The organism is Mycolicibacter engbaekii (genome assembly GCF_002101585.1).
Classification (GTDB): Bacteria; Actinomycetota; Actinomycetes; order Mycobacteriales; family Mycobacteriaceae; genus Mycobacterium; species Mycobacterium engbaekii.
Map to the genome: position 1 here is coordinate 42,754 of NZ_LQOT01000030.1, position 19,566 is coordinate 62,319.

14 protein-coding genes are annotated in these 19,566 nt (G+C 66.9%); 13 read left to right on the top strand and 1 reads right to left on the bottom strand.

The window, feature by feature from the left end; all coding sequences use genetic code 11:
* Positions 1 to 4 precede the first annotated feature (4 nt).
* The 6 genes from AWC02_RS08310 to AWC02_RS08335 all read left to right on the top strand — a co-directional run bounded on the left by AWC02_RS08310 (position 5) and on the right by AWC02_RS08335 (position 5,323).
* Complete coding sequence (locus AWC02_RS08310) at positions 5 to 433, top strand: hypothetical protein (protein ID WP_085128306.1); 429 nt, start codon at positions 5 to 7, stop codon at positions 431 to 433.
* A complete protein-coding gene (locus AWC02_RS08315) occupies positions 430 to 2,106 on the top strand; it encodes a GMC oxidoreductase (RefSeq protein WP_085128307.1) in 1,677 nt (558 codons plus the stop codon). Before AWC02_RS08310 ends, AWC02_RS08315 begins: the two co-directional genes overlap by 4 nt.
* Before the next feature lie 97 nt (positions 2,107 to 2,203).
* Entirely contained in the window at positions 2,204 to 2,638 is a 435-nt protein-coding gene (locus AWC02_RS08320; protein ID WP_237160388.1) for a MarR family winged helix-turn-helix transcriptional regulator, read from the top strand.
* A 59-nt stretch (positions 2,639 to 2,697) separates the two neighbouring features.
* Positions 2,698 to 4,038, top strand: coding sequence for a cryptochrome/photolyase family protein (locus AWC02_RS08325; RefSeq protein ID WP_085128309.1), 1,341 nt, complete (start codon positions 2,698 to 2,700; stop codon positions 4,036 to 4,038).
* A 144-nt stretch (positions 4,039 to 4,182) separates the two neighbouring features.
* A complete protein-coding gene (locus AWC02_RS08330; RefSeq protein ID WP_085128310.1) occupies positions 4,183 to 4,818 on the top strand; it encodes an SOUL family heme-binding protein in 636 nt (211 codons plus the stop codon).
* Positions 4,819 to 4,834: 16 nt separating this feature from the next.
* Positions 4,835 to 5,323, top strand: a complete 489-nt coding sequence (locus AWC02_RS08335; RefSeq protein ID WP_085128311.1) for a TspO/MBR family protein — start codon at positions 4,835 to 4,837, stop codon at positions 5,321 to 5,323.
* On the opposite strand, the gene AWC02_RS08340 is transcribed toward AWC02_RS08335, so the two are convergent.
* Positions 5,307 to 6,698 carry a TIGR01777 family oxidoreductase gene (locus AWC02_RS08340; RefSeq protein WP_085128312.1) on the bottom strand — a complete coding sequence of 464 codons (1,392 nt, stop codon included), beginning with the start codon at positions 6,696 to 6,698 and terminating at the stop codon, positions 5,307 to 5,309. The genes AWC02_RS08335 and AWC02_RS08340 overlap by 17 nt on opposite strands.
* Positions 6,699 to 6,793: 95 nt before the next feature.
* Between AWC02_RS08340 and AWC02_RS08345 the strand changes: the two genes are divergently transcribed.
* The 7 genes from AWC02_RS08345 (at position 6,794) to AWC02_RS08375 (ending at position 19,550) form a co-directional block, all read left to right on the top strand.
* Entirely contained in the window at positions 6,794 to 8,371 is a 1,578-nt protein-coding gene (locus AWC02_RS08345; RefSeq protein WP_085128313.1) for an SDR family oxidoreductase, read from the top strand.
* Positions 8,368 to 8,814, top strand: a complete 447-nt coding sequence (locus tag AWC02_RS08350) for an SRPBCC family protein (protein ID WP_085128314.1) — start codon at positions 8,368 to 8,370, stop codon at positions 8,812 to 8,814. Before AWC02_RS08345 ends, AWC02_RS08350 begins: the two co-directional genes overlap by 4 nt.
* Before the next feature lie 173 nt (positions 8,815 to 8,987).
* Positions 8,988 to 10,754 carry an NAD(P)/FAD-dependent oxidoreductase gene (locus AWC02_RS08355; RefSeq protein WP_085128315.1) on the top strand — a complete coding sequence of 589 codons (1,767 nt, stop codon included), beginning with the start codon at positions 8,988 to 8,990 and terminating at the stop codon, positions 10,752 to 10,754.
* 74 nt (positions 10,755 to 10,828) lie between these two features.
* Complete coding sequence (locus tag AWC02_RS08360) at positions 10,829 to 16,402, top strand: type I polyketide synthase (RefSeq protein WP_085128360.1); 5,574 nt, start codon at positions 10,829 to 10,831, stop codon at positions 16,400 to 16,402.
* A complete protein-coding gene (locus AWC02_RS08365; RefSeq protein ID WP_085128316.1) occupies positions 16,399 to 17,247 on the top strand; it encodes an ABC transporter ATP-binding protein in 849 nt (282 codons plus the stop codon). The genes AWC02_RS08360 and AWC02_RS08365 overlap by 4 nt, the downstream gene beginning before the upstream one ends.
* 1 nt (position 17,248) lies before the next feature.
* Positions 17,249 to 18,103 (top strand): ABC transporter permease, encoded by an 855-nt coding sequence (locus AWC02_RS08370; RefSeq protein WP_085128317.1) that lies wholly within the window; start codon positions 17,249 to 17,251, stop codon positions 18,101 to 18,103.
* Between the two features lie 73 nt (positions 18,104 to 18,176).
* The gene (locus AWC02_RS08375; RefSeq protein ID WP_085128318.1) at positions 18,177 to 19,550 is read left to right on the top strand and encodes a cation:proton antiporter; all 1,374 of its coding nucleotides are present in this window, start codon (positions 18,177 to 18,179) and stop codon (positions 19,548 to 19,550) included.
* The last annotated feature ends 16 nt before the right edge of the window (positions 19,551 to 19,566 follow it).

The following is a 19,566-nucleotide window of genomic DNA, read 5'->3' on the forward strand; positions in this document are numbered from 1 at the left end:
GGCCGTGAACCGCACCGTGCATCGCCTCGCTCTGAGCTTCCTGACGTTCTTCGGTTTCGGCTTGGGCCTGTGGGCCTACGCGGCTCCGCTGCACTGGTACGAGACGTTTCCCGGGATGGGGATGACGTGGTTGCCGGTGCTCGGCCCCTACAACGAGCATCTGGTGAAGGACGTGGGCTCGGCGTTGCTGGGGCTGGGCGTGCTCAGTGCCGCGGCGCTCTACTACCTGAGCAACCGCGCCGTGGTGGTGATCGCGGGGCTGAGCTGGTCGACTTTCAATGTGCTGCACCTGATCTACCACTTGGGCATGCTGCACATGTACGGTGCGCGCGACGCGGTGCTCAACGCGGTGGGCCTGAGCCTGCTCGCGGTGGTGTCGCTTGTGCTGCTGGTGCCCGCACGCCGGGACGCCGAGGTGTTGAGCCGCCCATGACCTATGACTACGACGTTGTGGTGATCGGCTCGGGTTTCGGCGGCAGCGTGGCGGCGTTGCGCCTGACCGAGAAGGGTTATCGCGTCGCGGTGTTGGATATGGGGCGCCGGTGGGCGCCCACCGACTTCCCGCCCAACAATTGGCACGTCCGCAAAGCGATGTGGGCGCCGAAACTGGGATGCTTCGGACCCCAACGTCTGACGGTGCTGGGTAAGACGTTCATCGCCAGCGCCGTCGGCGTCGGCGGCGGATCGTTGATCTACGGCAACACCCTCTACGAACCGCTGGAGCGGTTCTTCACCGACCCGCAGTGGGCGCACATCACCGATTGGCGCGCGGAGCTGGCGCCGTATTACGAACAGGCCCGCCGGATGCTGGGGGTGACCCCCACCCCGCACACCACCCCGGCAGACGAGGTGTTGCGGGCGGTGGCCCGCGATCTGGGCGTCGAAGACACCTATCACCCCACCAACGTGGGCGTGTTCTTCGGCGACGAACCGGGTAAGACCGTCGCGGATCCGTTCTTCGGCGGGGCGGGTCCCGAGCGCGCCGGATGTATCGGCTGTGCCCAGTGCTTCACCGGGTGCCCGCACAACGCCAAGAACACCACCGAGACCAACTACCTGTATCTGGCCGAGCGCGCCGGCGCCCAGATCCATGCGATGACCACGGTCACCGATGTGCGCCCGTCCGGCGAGGGCTACGTGGTCAGCACCGTGCGCACCGGCCGGTGGGTGCGCAAGGCGCGGCGCGATTTCACCGCGGGTCAGGTGGTGTTCGCCGCGGCCGCACTGGGCACCCAGCGCCTGTTGCACAAGCTGCGCGACACCGGGTCGCTGCCGCACCTGTCGCCGCGCCTGGGTGAGCTGACCCGCACCAACTCCGAAGAGGTACCGGTGGTGTTCACCCCCGACCGTGACGACTTCGCTCAGGGTGTGGCGATTACCTCGTCGATCCACCCCGAGGTCAACACCCACGTGGAGGTGTGCCGCTACGGCAAGGGATCCAATCTGCTGTCGATGATGGGCACCCACCTGATCGACGGCGGTCCGTGGCGCTTCGCCCGGTTGATGCTGACCATCGCACGCCATCCGATGATGCTGCTGCACAGCATGTTCCCCCGTAATGCCTCGGCGCATTCGATCATCGTGCTGGTGATGCAGTCACTGGACAACTCGCTGACCACCTACCGCAAACGCGGCCTGTTCGGCACGCGCATGACGGCGAAACAGGGTGTGGGCGAACCAAACCCAGACTGGATTCCGCTGGCTCATGACGTGGCGCGCCGGATGGCCGAGAAGGTCGGCGGGATGGCCGGCGGAACCTACCTCGACGCGCTCAACATCCCGCTGACGGCGCATTTCATCGGCGGCTGCCCGATCGGGGACTCGGCGGACTCCGGTGTCATCGACCCCTACCAGCGGACCTACGGGCACCCCGGTCTGCACATCGTGGACGGGTCGGCGATCACCGCCAACCTGGGGGTGAACCCCTCGTTCACCATCACCGCGCAGGCTGAACGGGCGATGGCGTTGTGGCCCAACAACGGAGACCCGGATCCCCGGCCGCCGCTGGGGCAGCCCTACCGGCGCATCGCACCGGTGGCACCGCGCAACCCGGCGGTGCCCGCCAGTGCCCCCGGCGCGCTTCGGCTGCCGTTGTCGCCGGCGTGACTGCGGCGATGCGGAGCGGCCCCGCTCGGCGATATCGTTGTCAACTGTCATGAGACCCGATGAGGACGCCGCTGGCCGAGCCGCGCTTGAGTGGCTGATGTCGGCTGATCTGCGGGAGCTGGCCGCCGAATCCGAACACATCTCGCAGCGTTTCGCCGGCTCCCACGACGTGCGCCCGACCGACTTCCGTGCCCTGCTGCACATCATGGTCGCCGAGACTGCCGGAACCCCAATCAGTCCCGGTGAGCTGCGTCAACGGCTGGGACTCTCGGGTGCGGCCATCACCTATCTCGTCGACCGTCTCATCGCGTCCGGTCACGTGCGGCGTGAGGCGCATGCATCCGATCGGCGCAAGGTCACGTTGCGCTATGCCGAGCTGGGTTTGGACACCGCCCGCGCGTTTTTCGCGCCGTTGCAGGCGCACACGCATCAAGCGCTGGCGGAGATCTCCGATGCCGACCTCCAGACCGCCCATCGCGTCTTCACCGCCCTGATCGCGGCGATGCGGCAGTTCCAGTCCGAACTGGATTGACGGGGGTGTCCGGTCCATCGGACGGCGCGCTGCGCTGATTCGCGGGGCAAGATGGGCAGATGCCGGCCCTGCTGTGGTACCGCCGTGATCTGCGCGTCGGCGACCTGCCGTCACTGTCGGCGGCGCTCGCGCACGACGCGGAGGTGCTCGCCTGTTTCGTCCTGGACCCACGCCTTGAGGCCTCCGCGGGGCAACGCCGGCTCCAGTACCTGGCCCAGTGCCTGCGGAGCCTTCGCGAGGACCTGGGCGGCCGGCTGTTGGTGACCCGCGGATCCCCGCAGGAGCGGATCCCGCGAATCGCCGCCGAACTCGGGGCTACGGCTGTGCATGTGTCGGAGGACTTCACGCCGTACGGCCGGCGTCGCGACGCGCAGGTGGCCGCCGCGCTCGGCGAGGTCCCCCTGGTCGCCACCGGATCGCCGTACCTGGTCTCCCCGGGGCGGGTCTGCAAAGACGACGGCACCCCCTACCGGGTATTCACCCCGTTCTTTCGCCGGTGGCGTGAACACGGCTGGCGCCGCCCGGCCGGCTTGCCGCCGGTGCACTGGATCGATCCGCTGGACCTGCCCGGCAAGACAGCGTTCCCGGTGGAGATCCCGGAATTCGGTGGGCGCGCTGATTTTCCGGCGGGGGAGGCTGCCGCGCGCGAGCACTGGGCGGCCTTTGTGGCCGGTGAGCTGCACCGGTACGCCCAGGATCGCGATCGGCCCGACCGCGACGGGTCAAGCCGGATGTCGGCCCACCTGAAATTCGGCACCATCCACCCCCGCACCATGGCCGCCGATCTCAACCCAGCGAATCCGGGGGCCGTCGCCTATCTGCGGCAGCTGGCCTTCCGGGACTTCTACGCCGCGGTGCTGTATCGCTGGCCGGGCAGTTTGTGGGCCAACTGGAATCGCGAGTTCGACGGCATCCAGACCGATACCGATACCGAGGCGTGCCGCCGGTTCGAGCGCTGGAAAGCGGGCCAGACGGGCTTTCCCATCGTCGACGCGGGCATGCGTGAGCTGCTCGCCACCGGGTTCATGCACAACCGGGTCCGCATGATCGCCGCCTCGTTCCTGGTCAAGGACCTGCACCTGCCCTGGCAATGGGGCGCCCGGTGGTTTCTGGACCAGCTGCTCGACGGGGATATGGCTAATAACCAGCACGGCTGGCAGTGGTGCGCAGGCTGCGGAACCGATGCGGCGCCCTACTTCCGGGTGTTCAACCCGACGCTGCAGGGACGCAAGTTCGATCCGGACGGCGACTACATTCGCCGCTGGGTGCCCGAGCTCGCCGACGTCGCCGATCCGCACCTGGTGCGGGGGGCGGCGCCGCCGGGTTACCCCAAACCGCTGGTGGATCACCGCGAAGAACGGGCGGAGGCGCTGCGCCGCTACCAGCGGATCAGCGGCTAGCACGGCACCCCCGCCGTCCATCTGATAATTCACCGATTGAATAGTTAACTAATTGAACTACTACCCCGGGGCGAGCTACAGTGGAAGCTCTAGGGGAGACGACGCGGAGGGGGCCACGTTGAGTAATCAAAGGCAGCGGCCGCTATGAGTGGGCCGTTCGGGATGATCGGTGCGGCCTTCGAGGCCGTCGGGTCGGTGGTGGGGTGCCGATCGGGCACTGAGGAGCCCGACCACACCGTGGAGCAGCGACTGGGTTCTGTCGAAATCCGGCGCTACCACGAACGCGTCGTGGCGCAGACGGTCGTCACCGGTGATGAGGAGTCGGTCCGCAACGTCGGCTTTCGCCGGCTAGCCGGCTACATTTTCGGGCGCAACCGCTCGCGGACGAAATTGGCGATGACCGCCCCCGTTGCTCAAGGGACTGCCGCAGGCGAGCGCATCGCCATGACGGCCCCGGTGGCCCAGCAATCCACTGCCCCGGGGCAATGGGTGATCCGCTTCTTTCTGCCGGCCGACGTCAGCCTGGAAACGGCGCCGGAGCCCGACAATCCGGCGGTGCAGCTGGCCCGGGTGCCTGCCGAGACCGTCGCGGTGTACCGGTTTTCCGGCGATCGCGGACGCCGTGCCGTCGAGTCGCACCGCGCCAAGTTGCTGAACGCCTTGAAAGACACGGAATTTGAGCCAGCCGGGCCACCGCAGGCATGGTTCTACGATCCGCCCTGGACGCTTCCGATGTTTCGCCGCAACGAGATTGCGGTATCTGTCACGAAAAACAGCTGACCTTCAAAGGAGTAACGTGCGCATCTCCACTCTGCTCGGAACCGGCGCAGCGGTAACCGCCACGGCCGTCGCCGGATCTGCTGCGACCACGCCGGAGGTCAAAGCCGATTGGTACGAGCGTCTTTCCAAGCCCCCGTATCAGCCGCCGCCGCAGGTCTTCCCCGTGGTCTGGCCGGCGCTCTACACCGACATCGCCGTCGTCTCGGCAAGCGCCATCGACGAATTGCACGCACGCGGCGAGTCGGGCAAACAGCGCTCCTACATCGTCGCGCTGATCGTCAACCTGCTGCTCAACGCGGGCTGGTCGTGGGTGTTCTTCAAAGGGCGGCGATTCGGCTCCTCGGCCGTGGTCAGCGCGGCGCTGGCGGCCAGCAGCGCCGATCTGGCGCGCCGGGCCATCGCTGTGCGGGGTGCGCGCGCGGTACCGCTGGTGCTCTACCCCTTGTGGTGCACTTTCGCCACCGTGTTGAGCGGGCACATCGCGATACTCAACCGCCGTCGCTAGACGCGGGGGCCGGCTCTTGGTCGGCGGCGCGGCCCAGCAGATGCCGCAGCAACGGTTCGAGCTCGGGCAGGCGGAACCGGTGATCGGCAGCGCTGAGACGCGCGGGCAGGACCCGCTGGCTCGCGCCGGCGAGTTCGCGCGCACCTTGCGCGCCCAGCAGCAGCCGCGGACCCAGGCTCGGTACCGGAAGGACCGTGGGCCGGTGCAGGACCCGCCCCAGCGTTGTGGTGTATTCGCTGTTGCGCACCGGATTCGGCGCGACGGCGTTGACGGCGCCGGACAGTTCGGTATCCCAGAGGCCGCGATGATAGATATCGATCAGATCGTCGATGCCGATCCACGGCAGCCACTGCCGGCCGTCGCCCAGCTTGCCGCCGAGGCCTGCGGAGAACAACGGCCGCATGAGGCGCAGCGTCCCGCCGCGGGGCGATTGGACGATTCCGGTGCGGATCCGCACGACGCGCGCTCCGGCCTGCTCGGCGGGTGCGAGTGCGTCCTCCCAGTCGGCGACGACGTCGGCGAGAAACCCGTCGCCACGCGCACTTTCCTCGGTGAGGATCTCGTCTTGCCGGTCATAGCCGTAAGAACCGACCGCTGAGGCGCACACCAGAGTCACGGGTTGTTCGGTGGTGCGGGCCACCAGCTCGGCAAGTTTGCGGGTGGGGCCGATTCTGCTGTCGCGAATCGCACGGCGGTGCCCGGCGGTGAAGCGCCCCGCGATCGACTCGCCGGCCAGATGGATCACCGCGTCCACACCGGCCAGCAGATCATGGTCCGGATCCTCGGGGTTCCACTGCCGCTGGTCTGGATCGGATGCGGCATGCCGAACCAGCCGGATCACCTGATGGCCGCCCGTGCTCAAAAATGCGGTCAGGGCCGAGCCCACGAGGCCCGACGATCCGGTGACCGCCACCGTCAGGGGCTTGAGACCGTGCTGGCGGGCGCGCTGATGCGCGGCGAGGTCATCGGCGAGCTGGCGATGCCGGTAGACGAACATCGGCCGCAGCAAGGACCCGGGGATCGGGGTGTCGACGTGGTCGATCACCCGCGTCCGACCGTCGCCCAGATCCTCGAACTCATGGGTGTGCGTCCAACTCAGCGTCGCGCGGGTGGGAAGTGTGGCCAGGCCGTGCCCGCCGAGCGCGTCGACGAATCGCGCGGGCGGTTCGTAGCCGTCGGGCTGGTGTTCGGCGACCCACCGGAGTCCGCCGGGAAGAGCCAGTACGGCCGTCCCGTCGCGCAGCGAATCGGCCTCGCTGACCAGGTGCATCGGCTGCCACGGCGGACTCAGCCGGGTGAACGCGCCCGGCCGCTCATGCCATGCGAAGACCTCCGCGCGCGGAGCGGCAACGGTGCTGGAGAAGTCCACACTCATGCCTCGACGCTACTGGGAGAAGCCGGTTGTGCAATCGGTGTCGGCGATCCTGCCGGCAAACCCGACCACGGCGTCCGCGGTTCCGAATCACAGCTATGCGGCGTCACACGGAGCCAGATCGCGCAGACCAGCCGTTGAACGTGTTGGTGACCGGGGCAACCGGCTACATCGGGGGCCGCCTGGCGCCCCGCCTGGTCGAAGCCGGCCACCGGGTGCGCGTGTTGGTCCGCAACCCCAACAAGATCAGCGATGTCCCGTGGGCGGCGGACGCCGACGTGGTTCGCGGCGACCTCACCGACCCGGACTCCCTAGACGAAGCCTGCCGCGACATCGACGTCGTCTACTACCTGGTGCACTCGATGGGAAACCCGGGGGAATTCATCGAGTCGGAGCGTCAGTGCGCGCAGAATCTCGCTGCCGCGGCCCAACGGGCCGGAGTGGGCCGCATCGTCTACCTCGGCGGCCTGCATGCGGAATCGGATCGGTTGTCCACGCATCTGCGATCACGCAGCCAGGTCGGAGAAATCTTGCTCAACTGCAATGTGCCGACCGTGGTACTGCAGGCCGGAGTGGTGATCGGTTCCGGCTCGGCGTCCTTCGAGATGATTCGGCACCTGACCAATCGGCTGCCGGTGATGACCACACCGCGCTGGGTCAACAACCGCATCCAGCCCATTGCGATCCGCGATGTCCTCTACTACCTGGTCGCCGCCGCGACCATGCCGCTGCCGCGCAGTCGCTCCTATGACATCGGTGGGCCCGATGTCTTGCGCTACGGCGAGATGATGCAGATCTATGCCGACGTCGCCGGGCTGCCCCGACGCAGAATTCTTGTCCTACCGGTCCTCACACCGAAACTGGCCGGGCTGTGGATCGGGCTGGTGACTCCTGTCCCGCCCCGGATCGGCCGCGCCCTGATCGAGTCCTTGAGCACCGACGCAGTCGCTTCCGAGCAGGACATCGATGCGGTGATTGCGCCACCACCCGGCGGCAAGACCCGCTACCGAGACGCCGTTGCGCTCGCGCTACGCCGCATCGACAGCGGTGATGTGGAAACCACCTGGGCCGATGCTTCGGTCACCGGCGCCCCCGCCGACACTCTGCCTTCGGATCCCAGCTGGGCTGGGGAAGTGGTCTACACCGACGATCGCAGCGTCGACTGCGACGCCACTGTCGAGCAGGTGTGGCAGGTCGTCGAAGGTGTGGGTGGTGAGAACGGCTGGTACTCCTTCCCGCTCGCCTGGACGATCAGGGGCTGGCTGGACCGACTCACCGGGGGAGTCGGGTTGGCTCGGGGCCGCCGCAACCCACACGTCCTGCACACCGGTGACGCCCTCGACTTCTGGCGAGTCGAACGCATAGAGCGACCGCATTTGTTGCGGCTCCGCGCCGAGATGCGCACCCCGGGCCGTGCCTGGCTCGAATGGCGGCTCGAGTCGTGCGGCGCACACACCACCAGATTGCATCAGCGCGCGATCTTCTTCCCCAAAGGCCTTGCCGGACAACTGTATTGGTATTCACTTATGCCGTTTCACGGCATCATATTCACCGGTATGGTCAACAACATCGCCGTCGCCGCGGGCCGCGTACCACCAAGTCCGGCCGCGGAGACCGGTGGTGCAATGACCGCTGATCGTCGGGTCGAAGGCGGCTCACCGCAGGAGCACTCATGATCACCATGCAGCGCGAGGTGAGCAGTGACGTGGCGCCGGATGTGGCCTTTGCGTACCTGGCCGATTTCACCACCACCGAGCTGTGGGACCCAGGAACCATCAGGACAGTGCGCGTCTCCGGCGACGGCGGGGTGGGAACCCGATACCAAAACACGTCCCGGTTCGCCGGACGTGTGAGCACCATCGACTATGTCGTCACGGCGCTGCGGCCGGGCCAGTCGATCGACCTGCGCGGCGAGAACACCTCCGTCATCTCCTGCGACGCCATCACCGTCACCGCGCAGCAGAACGGCTGCCTGATCAGCTATCGGGTGACATTCGCCTTTCAGGGCTGGTTGAGATGGATCGAGCCAGTGCTGCGCCCAGCTGTGACCCGTCTGCTCGACGACGGGGTACGCGGACTTCGAGCGGAGTTGCGGCGCCTCGGCGAGCAGGGGATCTGACCGGACCGGGCCGTCGGCGGGTCACGCCGGTCAGGACTTGCCGAAAGTTGGGTGCCACTCGAACCCGACCGTCGGCGGTGCGGCTCCGAATAACTCCTATGTATGCCCTACCGATGACTGTGGCGCCTGCCCCTGTCGACGAATCCGCTGCCCGGTGTGCGGGTAGGTGAGACGTGGACGCCCGCGTGGAGGCCGCTGGCCTGAGTGAACAGACGCGAGAGGCTCTCGTCCGGCGCATCCGCGCCCGCCTTTCGGCGTCCGAGCACCAGAAGGCGGATCATGATGTGGCCATCGTCGGTGATGGAGTCTCCGCGCTTGCCCTGGCATTGGAGCTGCGCCGGGCTCGCCCGCAGACCCGGATCCTCGTCATCGGGCCGACCGACCACCCGGTTCCCGAGATCACTCACACGGTGGGCGAGTCCACCGTGGAGGTGTCGGCGCACTACCTGCGTCACCTCGGCTTGACCGAACACCTCACATCCCGGCAGATCCGCAAGATGGGTCTGCGCATGTTCTTCTCGAACGGCGGCAACACCGACATCACCAGGCGCCTGGAACTGGGCAGCTCCACCTACGCCCCGCAGGTGACCTACCAGATCGATCGCGGCAGGTTGGAGAACGAGCTCGCCCGCAGCGCCGCCGCCATGGGTGTTCGATTCGCCGGCGGACGGGTCCGCTCGGTGCAGATCACCGGTCCGGACGGCCTACACGTGGTCACCATCCAGGACGCCGAGGCGATTACCCGGACAACGGCGCGCTGGGTGGTCGACGCCTCGGGCCGCAACCGGCTGTTGCCCCGACAGCTTGAACTGCAGCGGCCCAATGCACACCAGTGCAATGCCGCCTGGTTCCGTGTCGCGACGGAGATCGATGTGGGTCGCTGGAGCGATGACCCGGCCTGGCGCCAGCGACTGAGCGAGGGCGACCGCGCGATGTCCACCAATCACCTGATGGGCCCGGGCTACTGGGTCTGGCTCATCCGTCTCCCGTCGGGAGCCACCAGCGTCGGCATCGTGGCAGACCCCGACTTCGAGCCGTTCGACGGTTTCAACACCTTGGACAAGGCCAAGGCGTGGCTGCGCGCACATGAGCCGCAACTGGCCGAGGTGCTGGAAGAGCACACCGGCGCGATCATGGATTTTCGGGTCATGAAGAGGTACAGCCATGGCGCGAGCAAGGTGTTCGACGGCCGCGACCGCTGGTGCCTGACCGGGGACGCCGGCATCTTCCTGGATCCGCTGTATTCGTCTGGACTGGACTTGGTCGCGATCGGCAACGGCCAGATCACGGACATGGTCACTCGCGATCTCGACGGCCAAGACGTGGTCGCGCGTGCACAGATCAGCGACGCGGTGTTCCGATCGCTCGGCGAAATGTGGCTGGTGGTGTACCAGGGGCAATACGCCTTGATGGGCAGGCCCGCCGTGATGTCGGCGAAGATCATCTGGGATATCGCGTTCTACTGGGGATTCATCGGCCTGCTTTACATCAACGGCCGCTTCGTCGGCATCGCCGACGACCCGGAGTTCGTCCCGCACCTCAACGGCCTCATCGCGCTGAGCAATCGGGTCCAGAAGTTTCTTCAGGAGTGGGCGGAAATCGATGACGGCACCCCGTCAGTGCCCTTCGTCGACTTGTACGCTCCGCTGAATTTCATGGTTTCGCTGCACGTTTCGATGATGGAACCCAGCAGGAACTTCGCGGAGCAGTTCGACGCGAATGCCGCGTTGCTGCGCCGGCTGGCCGGACAGCTCGCCGAGACGGTGATCGCGGAGAAGTCGCTGGAGTTCGACGACGACAACGTCATGGCGACGGTGCAGAACTGGCAACAGGATCCGCTGCTCCGAGAGTTGCGCTCGGCCTACCGGCGCGGCCAGCGCGACGATCCGCTCAGTGAGGGCTGGATCGTCACCTCGTCACCGAAACTGCAACCGACCTAACGACCCCGGTGGTCGCGTTCGCCGCCGGCCCGCCGGCAGATGGGTACTCCAAGCACCTTATGCGAGAACAGGAGATGAAGTTGCCAGACGATGACGACCGCCGTGAACCGTTGGCCATCGTCGGGATCGGATGCCGGTTTCCCGGTGGTGCCGATTCCGCCGAACGCTTCTGGCAGCTGTTGCACAGTGCGACCGATGCGACCTGCGTAGTCCCCGAAACACGGTGGAACGCAGCCCGATACCACGATCCGAGCCCGGCCAAGGTCGGGAAGGTGGTCACGGCGCGAGGTGGCTTCCTGGGTGAGATCGATCAATTCGACGCACAGTTCTTCGGCATGTCGCCCCGCGAGGCGCACGCCCTGGACCCCCAACAACGTCTGCTGCTGCACGCCGCGTGGGAGTCGCTTGAGGACGCGGGAATACCGGCCGGTGACGTTGCCGGTGCCGATGTGGGCGTCTTCGTCGGCGGGTTCACGTTGGACTATCAGCTTCTCCAGAATCAGGGACATGCGAGTCGCTACCGGTTCAAGGCCCATTCGGCGACCGGGATGATGATGACGATGCTGGCCAACCGCATCTCCTACGCATTGGACCTACGCGGGCCGAGCATGTCCATCGACACCGCATGCTCAAGCTCGCTGGTGGCGGTGCACTTGGCGGCGCAAAGCATTTGGAACGGCGAATGCGAGCTGGCGCTGGCGGGCGGCGTCAATGTGATGATCGGCCCCAACACCGCCATTGCCGAATCCAAGAGTGGATTCCTGAGCCCGGAGGGGCGTTCCAAGGCCTTCGACGATGCCGCAGACGGCTATGCGCGCGGCGAGGGCGCCGCGATCGTCGTGATCAAACGGCTGAACAACGCACTGGCCGACGGCGACGAGATCTATGCGCAGATCCTCGGTACCGCGGTGTCGCAGGACGGCCACACCGACGGCATCACCGTGCCCCGCGGCCAAGCCCAGGAATGCGCCATCCGGACGGCACTGGATCGAGCGGGCGTGCAGCCGGCCGACGTCGGCTACGTCGAAGCGCACGGCACCGGCACGCCCGTGGGCGACCCCATCGAATTGCAGGCTCTCGCAGCCGCATTGACCATCGAACGGCCTGCGACGGCCCCACTTCTGATCGGCTCGGTCAAGACCAACATCGGTCACCTGGAAGCGGGCGCCGGTGTCGCCGGCCTCATCAAAGCGGCCCTGGTGGTCAAGCATGGCTACATACCGGCCCATCTGCACCTGCGGACACCCACTCGGCACGTCTCGCTGACCGACCTGAAGATAGACATTCCGGCGACGGGCAGACCATTCCCGCAATGCGAACGGCGCATCGCCGGTGTCAACTCGTTCGGATTCGGGGGCACCAACGCCCACGTCGTACTCGCCGAACCGCCGGCCGCGGCCCCGGCACCGCAGGTCGGCGAGCGTCCTGCGCTACCGCTGACCATCCTGCCGATATCCGCGCGTAGCGAGGACGCCCTGGTTGCCGCGGCCGGCCGACTGGCCGACCACCTCGACACCCATCCCGACATCGCGTTGCCGGAGCTGGCCTACACCCTCAGCGGGCGGCGCACCCACCTGAACTATCGCCATACGCTGATCGCAGCAAGTGCTGCCGAAGCGCGCGAACAGCTCCGGAGCCTGGCCGAGGACAGCAAGGTCTCCGCCGGCAGGGCCGTCCAGGAGGCGCCCAAGCTGGCCTTCGTGTGCAGCGGCATGGGGCCCCAGTGGTGGGGGATGTGCCGCGAGCTGATGGACGTGTTCCCCGAGTTCACCGCCAGCCTCGAGCGCAGCGACCGCGAACTGTCCCGGTACGCGGACTGGTCCCTGATCGAGGAGCTTCGGCGCGACGAGGCCGACACCCGGATGACCGAAACCGAGTTCGCGCAACCGGCGAACTTCGCCATCCAGGTCGCCCTCGCCGAACAGCTCGCCCAGTTCGGTATCAGCCCGGACGCCGTGGTCGGCCACAGCGCCGGCGAGGTGGCGGCCCACCACCTCGCCGGCCTGCTCACCTTCGAGCAGGCCATCCACGTGATCTATCACCGCAGCCGGCTCCAGCAGCGGGTGAGCGGCTCGGGCAGCATGCTCGCCGTCGGTCTGGACGCGCAAACCCTGATGCGAACCCTCGACGAGGCGACCCGTGCGGAGCTGGCGGACCAGCGCGTCTCGGTGGCGGCGATCAACAGCCCGTTCGCGGTGACCCTCGCCGGCGACACCGAGGTTCTCGACGAGATCGCCCGGCAACTCAACGATGCCGCGGTCTTCAACCGTCGCCTCTCGGTGAAGGTGCCCTACCACTCCCACCACATGGACGCGGTGCGTGCCGAGCTGTTCAGCGCGTTCGAGGGGTTGTCGTCGAAGTCGGCGGTGCTGCCGTTGTACTCCACGGTCACCGGGGAGAAGCTGGACCGCTACCACGCCGGCGCCGCGTACTGGTGGCAGAACACCCGCGCCACGGTGCTTTTCGAACCGGCGATCCGCCGGATGCTCGACGATGGATACACCCACTTCGTCGAACTGGCCCCGCATCCGGTGCTGGCCGGATCGATCTTCGAGACCGCCGGCAAGCAGAACATCTCGGTCACCGCGAGCCAGCGCCGCGGCCAGGATGCCGGCAGAGCACTGCTGGAATGCGTGGGCGCGCTGTTCTGCCGGGGACACGACGTTGCCTGGTCGGCGCTGCACCCCGACAGCGCGCACCGCCTGCTCAAGCTCCCTTCCTACCCCTGGCAGACCAAACGGTTCTGGACCGAAACCCAGGAGGCGACCGAGGCGCTGTTCTACCAACCGGTGCATCCCCTGTTGGGGCAGAAGGTCAGTGCGGTCCACCCGACGTGGGAAGCCGAGTTGAGCACCGTCCTCACACCGTTTCTCAACGACCACCGGGTCCAGGGAAGCGTCGTCCTGCCCGGTTCGGCCTACGTCGAGATGGCTCAGGCCGCCGCCGCCGAGACCTACGGCGCCACCTGCAGCGTGGACAACCTGGTGTTCCATCGCGCGGTGATCCTCGACGAAACCTGCGATCCGATACTGAGAACCACGCTGAACGAGCAGGACGGCACGCTGGAGTTCGCCGCCTTCACCGCGACGGCCAACGGCGACACCGCCTGGACCATCACCGCCACAGCCGAACTCAACATCCGCCCCGTCTCGCCGCGACTTCGTGACCTCTCCATACAGCCCGACCCGCTCATCACGCTGGGCGATGAGGACTTCTACGCCCGGACCCAGTCGATCGGCTTCACCTACGGCGATGCGTTCCGATCGGTTCGACAAGTGGCGGCCGGCGACGACTGGTCTGCCGCCGAACTGGCCATCCCGCCGGCGATCATCGACGACATCGACCACTACCGGTTTCACCCGGCCCTGGTCGACGGCGCGTTCCAGACCCTGTTCGGCGTCACCGGCCTCGGCGAAAGGGCGGGCGACGAGCCGTTCCTGCCCTCCCGAATCCGGCACTGCGCCATCTACGGCGCCCCCGAAGACCAGATGCGCGTGCACGCCCGGATCGTCTCGGCGACCACAGACGAGGTCGAATGCGACATCACGGTCACCGATGACATCGGGACACCGCTGGCCGTTTTCAACGGCTTCACGGTGCAGACGCTGGGCGTCGCATCCCGCCTGTCACTGGAGCGCATCGACAGGGGACTGCTCGAACTGCACTGGCGCTTGGCCGACCAATCCCCGGACCGGCAGGCGGCCGAGCCGGCCGGCGAGTCGTCGTGGCTGGTGTTCACCGATGACTCAGGCGTGGGGGACGCCCTGACCGAGGAGCTGCGCCGCCGTGGTCACCGGGTCGCCACCGTCGGGCACCGGCGTGGCGGTGGGCTGCACGAAGCCGCCGGCGGCTGCCAGATCGATCCCGGCAGCCCCGAACAACTGGACCAGCTGTTCGCCCAGCTCCACGACGCCGCCGAACTCACCGGCATCGTCAACTGCTGGCCCCTGGACATCGGTTCGGGTGCGGTCGCCAAGGACCGCTCCGGTGCGCCGGCGGACGATCCGGATCTGCAGCTGGGCGTGCTGGCCGTCCTGCGCATCGTCAAAGCGCTCGCGGCACGGCCGACGACGGCACGCCTGCACCTGGTCACCGGCAACTGTCAGCCGGTGGCCGGCAGCCGGCTCACCGGGTTCGCCCAGGCCCCCGTCTGGGGCCTCGGCCGCGTCATCGGGCACCAGGAATTCGCCGAGAACTGGGGCGGCTTGATCGATATCGACGATGCCGATGACCCGGCTCAAACCGCTGTCCGCATCTGCGATCACCTGCTGGACGCCGATTCCGAAGACCAGATAGCGCTGCGCGGCGGAGTCACTTTCGTCCCGCGCCTTCGTCCCTGCCACAGCCTGACATCGCCGTTTCCGACCAAACTCAGCGCCGATGCGACGTACGTCGTCACCGGCGGCGTGGGTGCGCTCGGACGTCTCGTTGCCGGCTATCTCGCCCAGCGGGGAGCGCGGCACATCACGTTGCTGAGCAGAACTGCACTACCGCCGCGGGAGAGCTGGGCCGCGCTGACCGAATCCGAGGCCCATTTCGCAACGGTCCGAGCGCTCGAGGCGATCGAAGAGCTCGGCGCAGAGATCGAGACCGCCAGCGTCGACATCACCGATTGCCGGCAGGTGGCCGACTGGCGCGCCGATCACCTCGGCCGCGGCGGCCGCCCGATTCGCGGGCTGGTGCATGCGGCGGGCAGCGTCGACGATCACCTGCTGGTCAACATGGCCGAGGACGAATTCGCCGCGGTGCTGGCCCCCAAGATCGTCGGCACCCAAGTGCTCCACGATGCACTGCGCGACGACGCCCTGGAGTTCTTCGTGCTGTTCGGGTCCGCCGGCTCAGTCGTCGCGTCACCGGGCCAGGGAAACTATGCGGCCGCCAATGCATTTCTCGACACCTTCGCGCACTACCGGCGGGAGCAGGGCCTGCCGGCGTTGACCATCGGGTGGGGTCCGTGGTCGGTGGGCATGGTCGAGGAACTGAAGTTGGAGAACATCTACGCGCAGCGGGGAATCGATCTGATCGCGCCTTCGGTGGGGGTACGGATTCTCGATCGGCTCATCAACCAGCAGATTCCCAGCGTCGTCGCGATCAGCGCGGATTGGAATCGCGCTCGCCGTGCCGGTTTCAGCGGACAGCCGCCGCAGATGTTCGCCGATCTGGAGACCGGCGAAGGCCGTCGTGACGATGCCGAAGGGGACTCCTCGATTCTGGCCGACCTCGCCAACACCCCCGAAGGCGAGCGTTTCGGCGTCATCGCCACCGCGGTTCGACAGCTGGTCGCCGACGTGTTCGACTGTGCGGTAACAGACTTCGAGACCAATGAAATGCTGGATGACATCGGCTTGGACTCCATGATGGCGATGGACTTCCGGGTACGCATCAACGAGACGTTCTCCATTGATCTACCCCTGCTGGAGATCATCCGGGGAGTCAGCGTCGACTGCCTTGCCGGCCGGGTGCTCACCGAGCTGCACGCCATTCACGGTGATGTTCCCACCGGGACGCCCGAGCCGGAAACGGCGCAGATCCCCGTCGAGGATGTCGACAGCGTGGTCGATGACCTCTCGGAGGACGAACTGCGAGAGTTGCTGGCCCAGCTCGATGCCCCGGCCGGCGGGCCGGACATGGACGGCGCACGGCGATGACCTCGGATCGGGCGTCAGCGGTGCAGGTACGGGGCCTGTGCAAAAGCTACGGGCGCCTGCGCGCCGTGCACGGCCTGGACCTCGACATCTATGACGGCGAGATCTTCGCCATCCTCGGTCCCAACGGTGCCGGAAAGTCGACGACCATCGAAATCCTGGAAGGCCACCGCAAACGCGACTCCGGACGGGTCAGCGTCTTGGGGCAGGATCCCGGTGCGGCGGGACGCGGCTGGCGCGCCAGAATCGGGATCGTCCTTCAGGAAACCAGTGACTTCGGGATGCTGACGGTCCAGGAAACCGTGAACATGTTCGCGAAATGCTATGGCACGGCGCGAACGTCGGGGGAACTGCTGGAACTGGTCGGGCTCGCCAGTACCTCCGGTTCGCGGGTACGGACGCTGTCCGGCGGGCAGCGTCGCCGGCTGGATGTGGCGCTGGGGATCATCGGCCGACCGGAGCTGCTGTTTCTGGACGAGCCGACCACCGGCTTCGATCCCGAAGCGCGACGACAGTTCTGGGATCTCATCCGGCTGTTGTCCTCCGACGGCACGACCATTGTGCTGACCACCCACTACCTGGAAGAAGCCGCCGCACTGGCGGATCGGGTGGCGGTCGTGGCGGACGGACGGCTGGCGGCGCTGGATTCCCCGGCCCGACTGACCGCGCACGTGGCTTCGGCCGCGACCGTGCGCTGGATGCAGGGCGACGTGCTTCGGGAGCAGCAGACCGACCGGCCCACGGAGCTGATCCGCCGCCTTTCCTCCGGAGGCGGCGAACTGGCTCAGCTGACCGTCACGCGGCCCACCCTCGAAGACGCCTACCTGCGCCTGATCGAAGGGAATTGACGTGACCGAGCTTGTACAGGATGCGACCGGTGCACGCAGCGCCGGACCGCAGGCGGCACCGGAACTCCCGTCGGCCGTGCGGATCGGCTTCTCGCGTGTTCTGCCCGAGCTGAAGATGTTCTACCGCCGCCCGGAACAGATCGCGCTGACCTTCTCGATGCCGGCAGTGATATGCCTTCTGCTGGGATCGATCTTCACCTCCAAAGTGCCCGGCACCCAGACACCCACCGGAGCCGTGATCGCGGCGAGCATGCTTGCCTACGGGATTCTCTCGACGTCGTTCACCAACCTCGGAATCAGCATCGCGGCCGACCGGGAAACCGGGGCCCTGCGTCGACTGCGCGGCACCCCGGCGACAGCGACGTCGTACTTCATCGGAAAGATCATGCTGGTTGCCATCGCGAGCCTGGCCGAGGCGGCACTGCTGTTGGTCCTGGGGGTGCTGGTCTTCGACCTGCGTCTGCCCACCAGCGCATCCGCATGGTTCACCTTGGTGTGGGTGGCGGTCCTGGGAATCGTCAGCTGTTCGCTGCTGGGCATTCTGGTCAGCAACGTCGCCAGCAACGCGGTTTCGGCCGCCGTTCTCACCAACGGCCCCGCGGTTGGCCTGCAATTCCTGTCGGGCACCTACGTGCCGCTGATGTTGATACCGACATGGATGTTGGTCATCGGATCGCTCTTTCCCGTCAAGTGGATGGCTCAGGGATTTCGTTCGGTGTTCCTGCCGGCACAGATGGTGGTCTTCGAACCAGCCGGGTCCTGGGAACTGGGGCGCATCTTTGTGGTCCTGGCGGCGTGGAGCGTGGCCGGTCTGGTGGCTTGCCTGCTGGTGTTCCGATGGTCGGATCGAGGTTGACCGTGCTCGAACGCAATGAACCGCCGGCAGTTCAGCCCGGCGAAGCAATGCCGTTGCCGCGAAGGGGGACCCGATGCCTTCCCTGTTGGTGATCACCTACCACTTCTTCTTCCAGGTCGTGGTCATTCTGGCCACCTACCGCCTGCTGTGGCCGCTGTTCCGTCGGCTGGCTCAGGTGCAGGTGGTCGCGATGATGGTGGCGGGGTTCCTGCTGGGTCCCTCCGTTCTGGGATGGCTCTGGCCGGCCGGGCAGCGGTGGCTGTTCCCCACGAAGCTGACCCTGGGGTCGGAGACGTTCACCCACCCGAACCTCACGGTCATCTACGTGGTCGGTCAACTGGGCCTGGTGCTGTACATGTTCCTGGTCGGGGCGTCGTTCAAGCTCGACATCCTGACCGCGCACTGGCGGCAAGCCGGTGTCACCTCGGCTGCCGGAATCGGCGTTCCCCTGGTGCTCGGCGGCATCCTCGGAGCGTGGATGGTCAGTCGCGGAGGCTATTTCACCGACAACGTCGCATCATGGCAAGGCGGCCTGTTCGTCGCCGCCGCCGTCGCGATCACCGCCTTTCCCATGCTGGCGTGGATCGTCTACGACTCGGGACTGCTCAATACCCGGCTGGGAACGGTGTCGCTGTCCTGCGCCGCCTTCGATGACGCATGTTCGTGGGTGTTGCTGGCGACGGTGGTGGCCACAGCCAAAGGAAGCGTGTCCGGTGCGGTCCTTGCCATCGGCGGCGGGCTGACGTACCTGCTGTTCATGGTCTATCTCGGCCGGCCGCTGCTGGCCCGATTGGAGACCTGGTCGCCGCCCCGCGCTGCGATCGAACGGACGGGTGGCCTGCCCATCGCGCACACCAGCGTTGTTCTGCTGGTCGTGCTGTCGGCGAGTTGTTTCACCGACTTCGTCGGAATCTATTCCGTGTTCGGCGCTTTCGTGGCCGGTGCCGTGATGCCGCGCGGTCCGCTGCTGACCCAGATCCGAGAGCACTTCGAGCCGTTGACGGCGTATCTGCTCATTCCGGCCTTCTTCATCTACTCCGGACTGAACACGCAGCTCACCCTGATACTGGATGGGCCCACTCTGCTCATGGCGGCGATCGTGCTGGTGGTGTCCTTCAGCGCGAAGTTCGGTGCGGTGGGGCTGGCGGCCCGGTGGCAGGGCATGAGCCGGCTCGAGGCGGCTTCCATGGGGGCACTGGCCAATGCACGCGGCCTGATGGAACTCATTCTGCTCAACATCGGATTCGAAGCCGGTCTGATCTCCGGGAAGCTGTACACGATCCTGGCCCTGATGACCATTGTGACGACGTTGGTCGCGACACCGCTGCAGCGGCAGTTCGAGCGCCGCCTGCGCAAAGCCGGATCGAAGTTCGGCGCCGCCGGGGAGGAGCCCCTTGCCGCGGGTGGCGTCGAGGGCGCACCGGCGGTTGCCGTGCCCGGCCGCTGATCGGTCACCCGGGGCG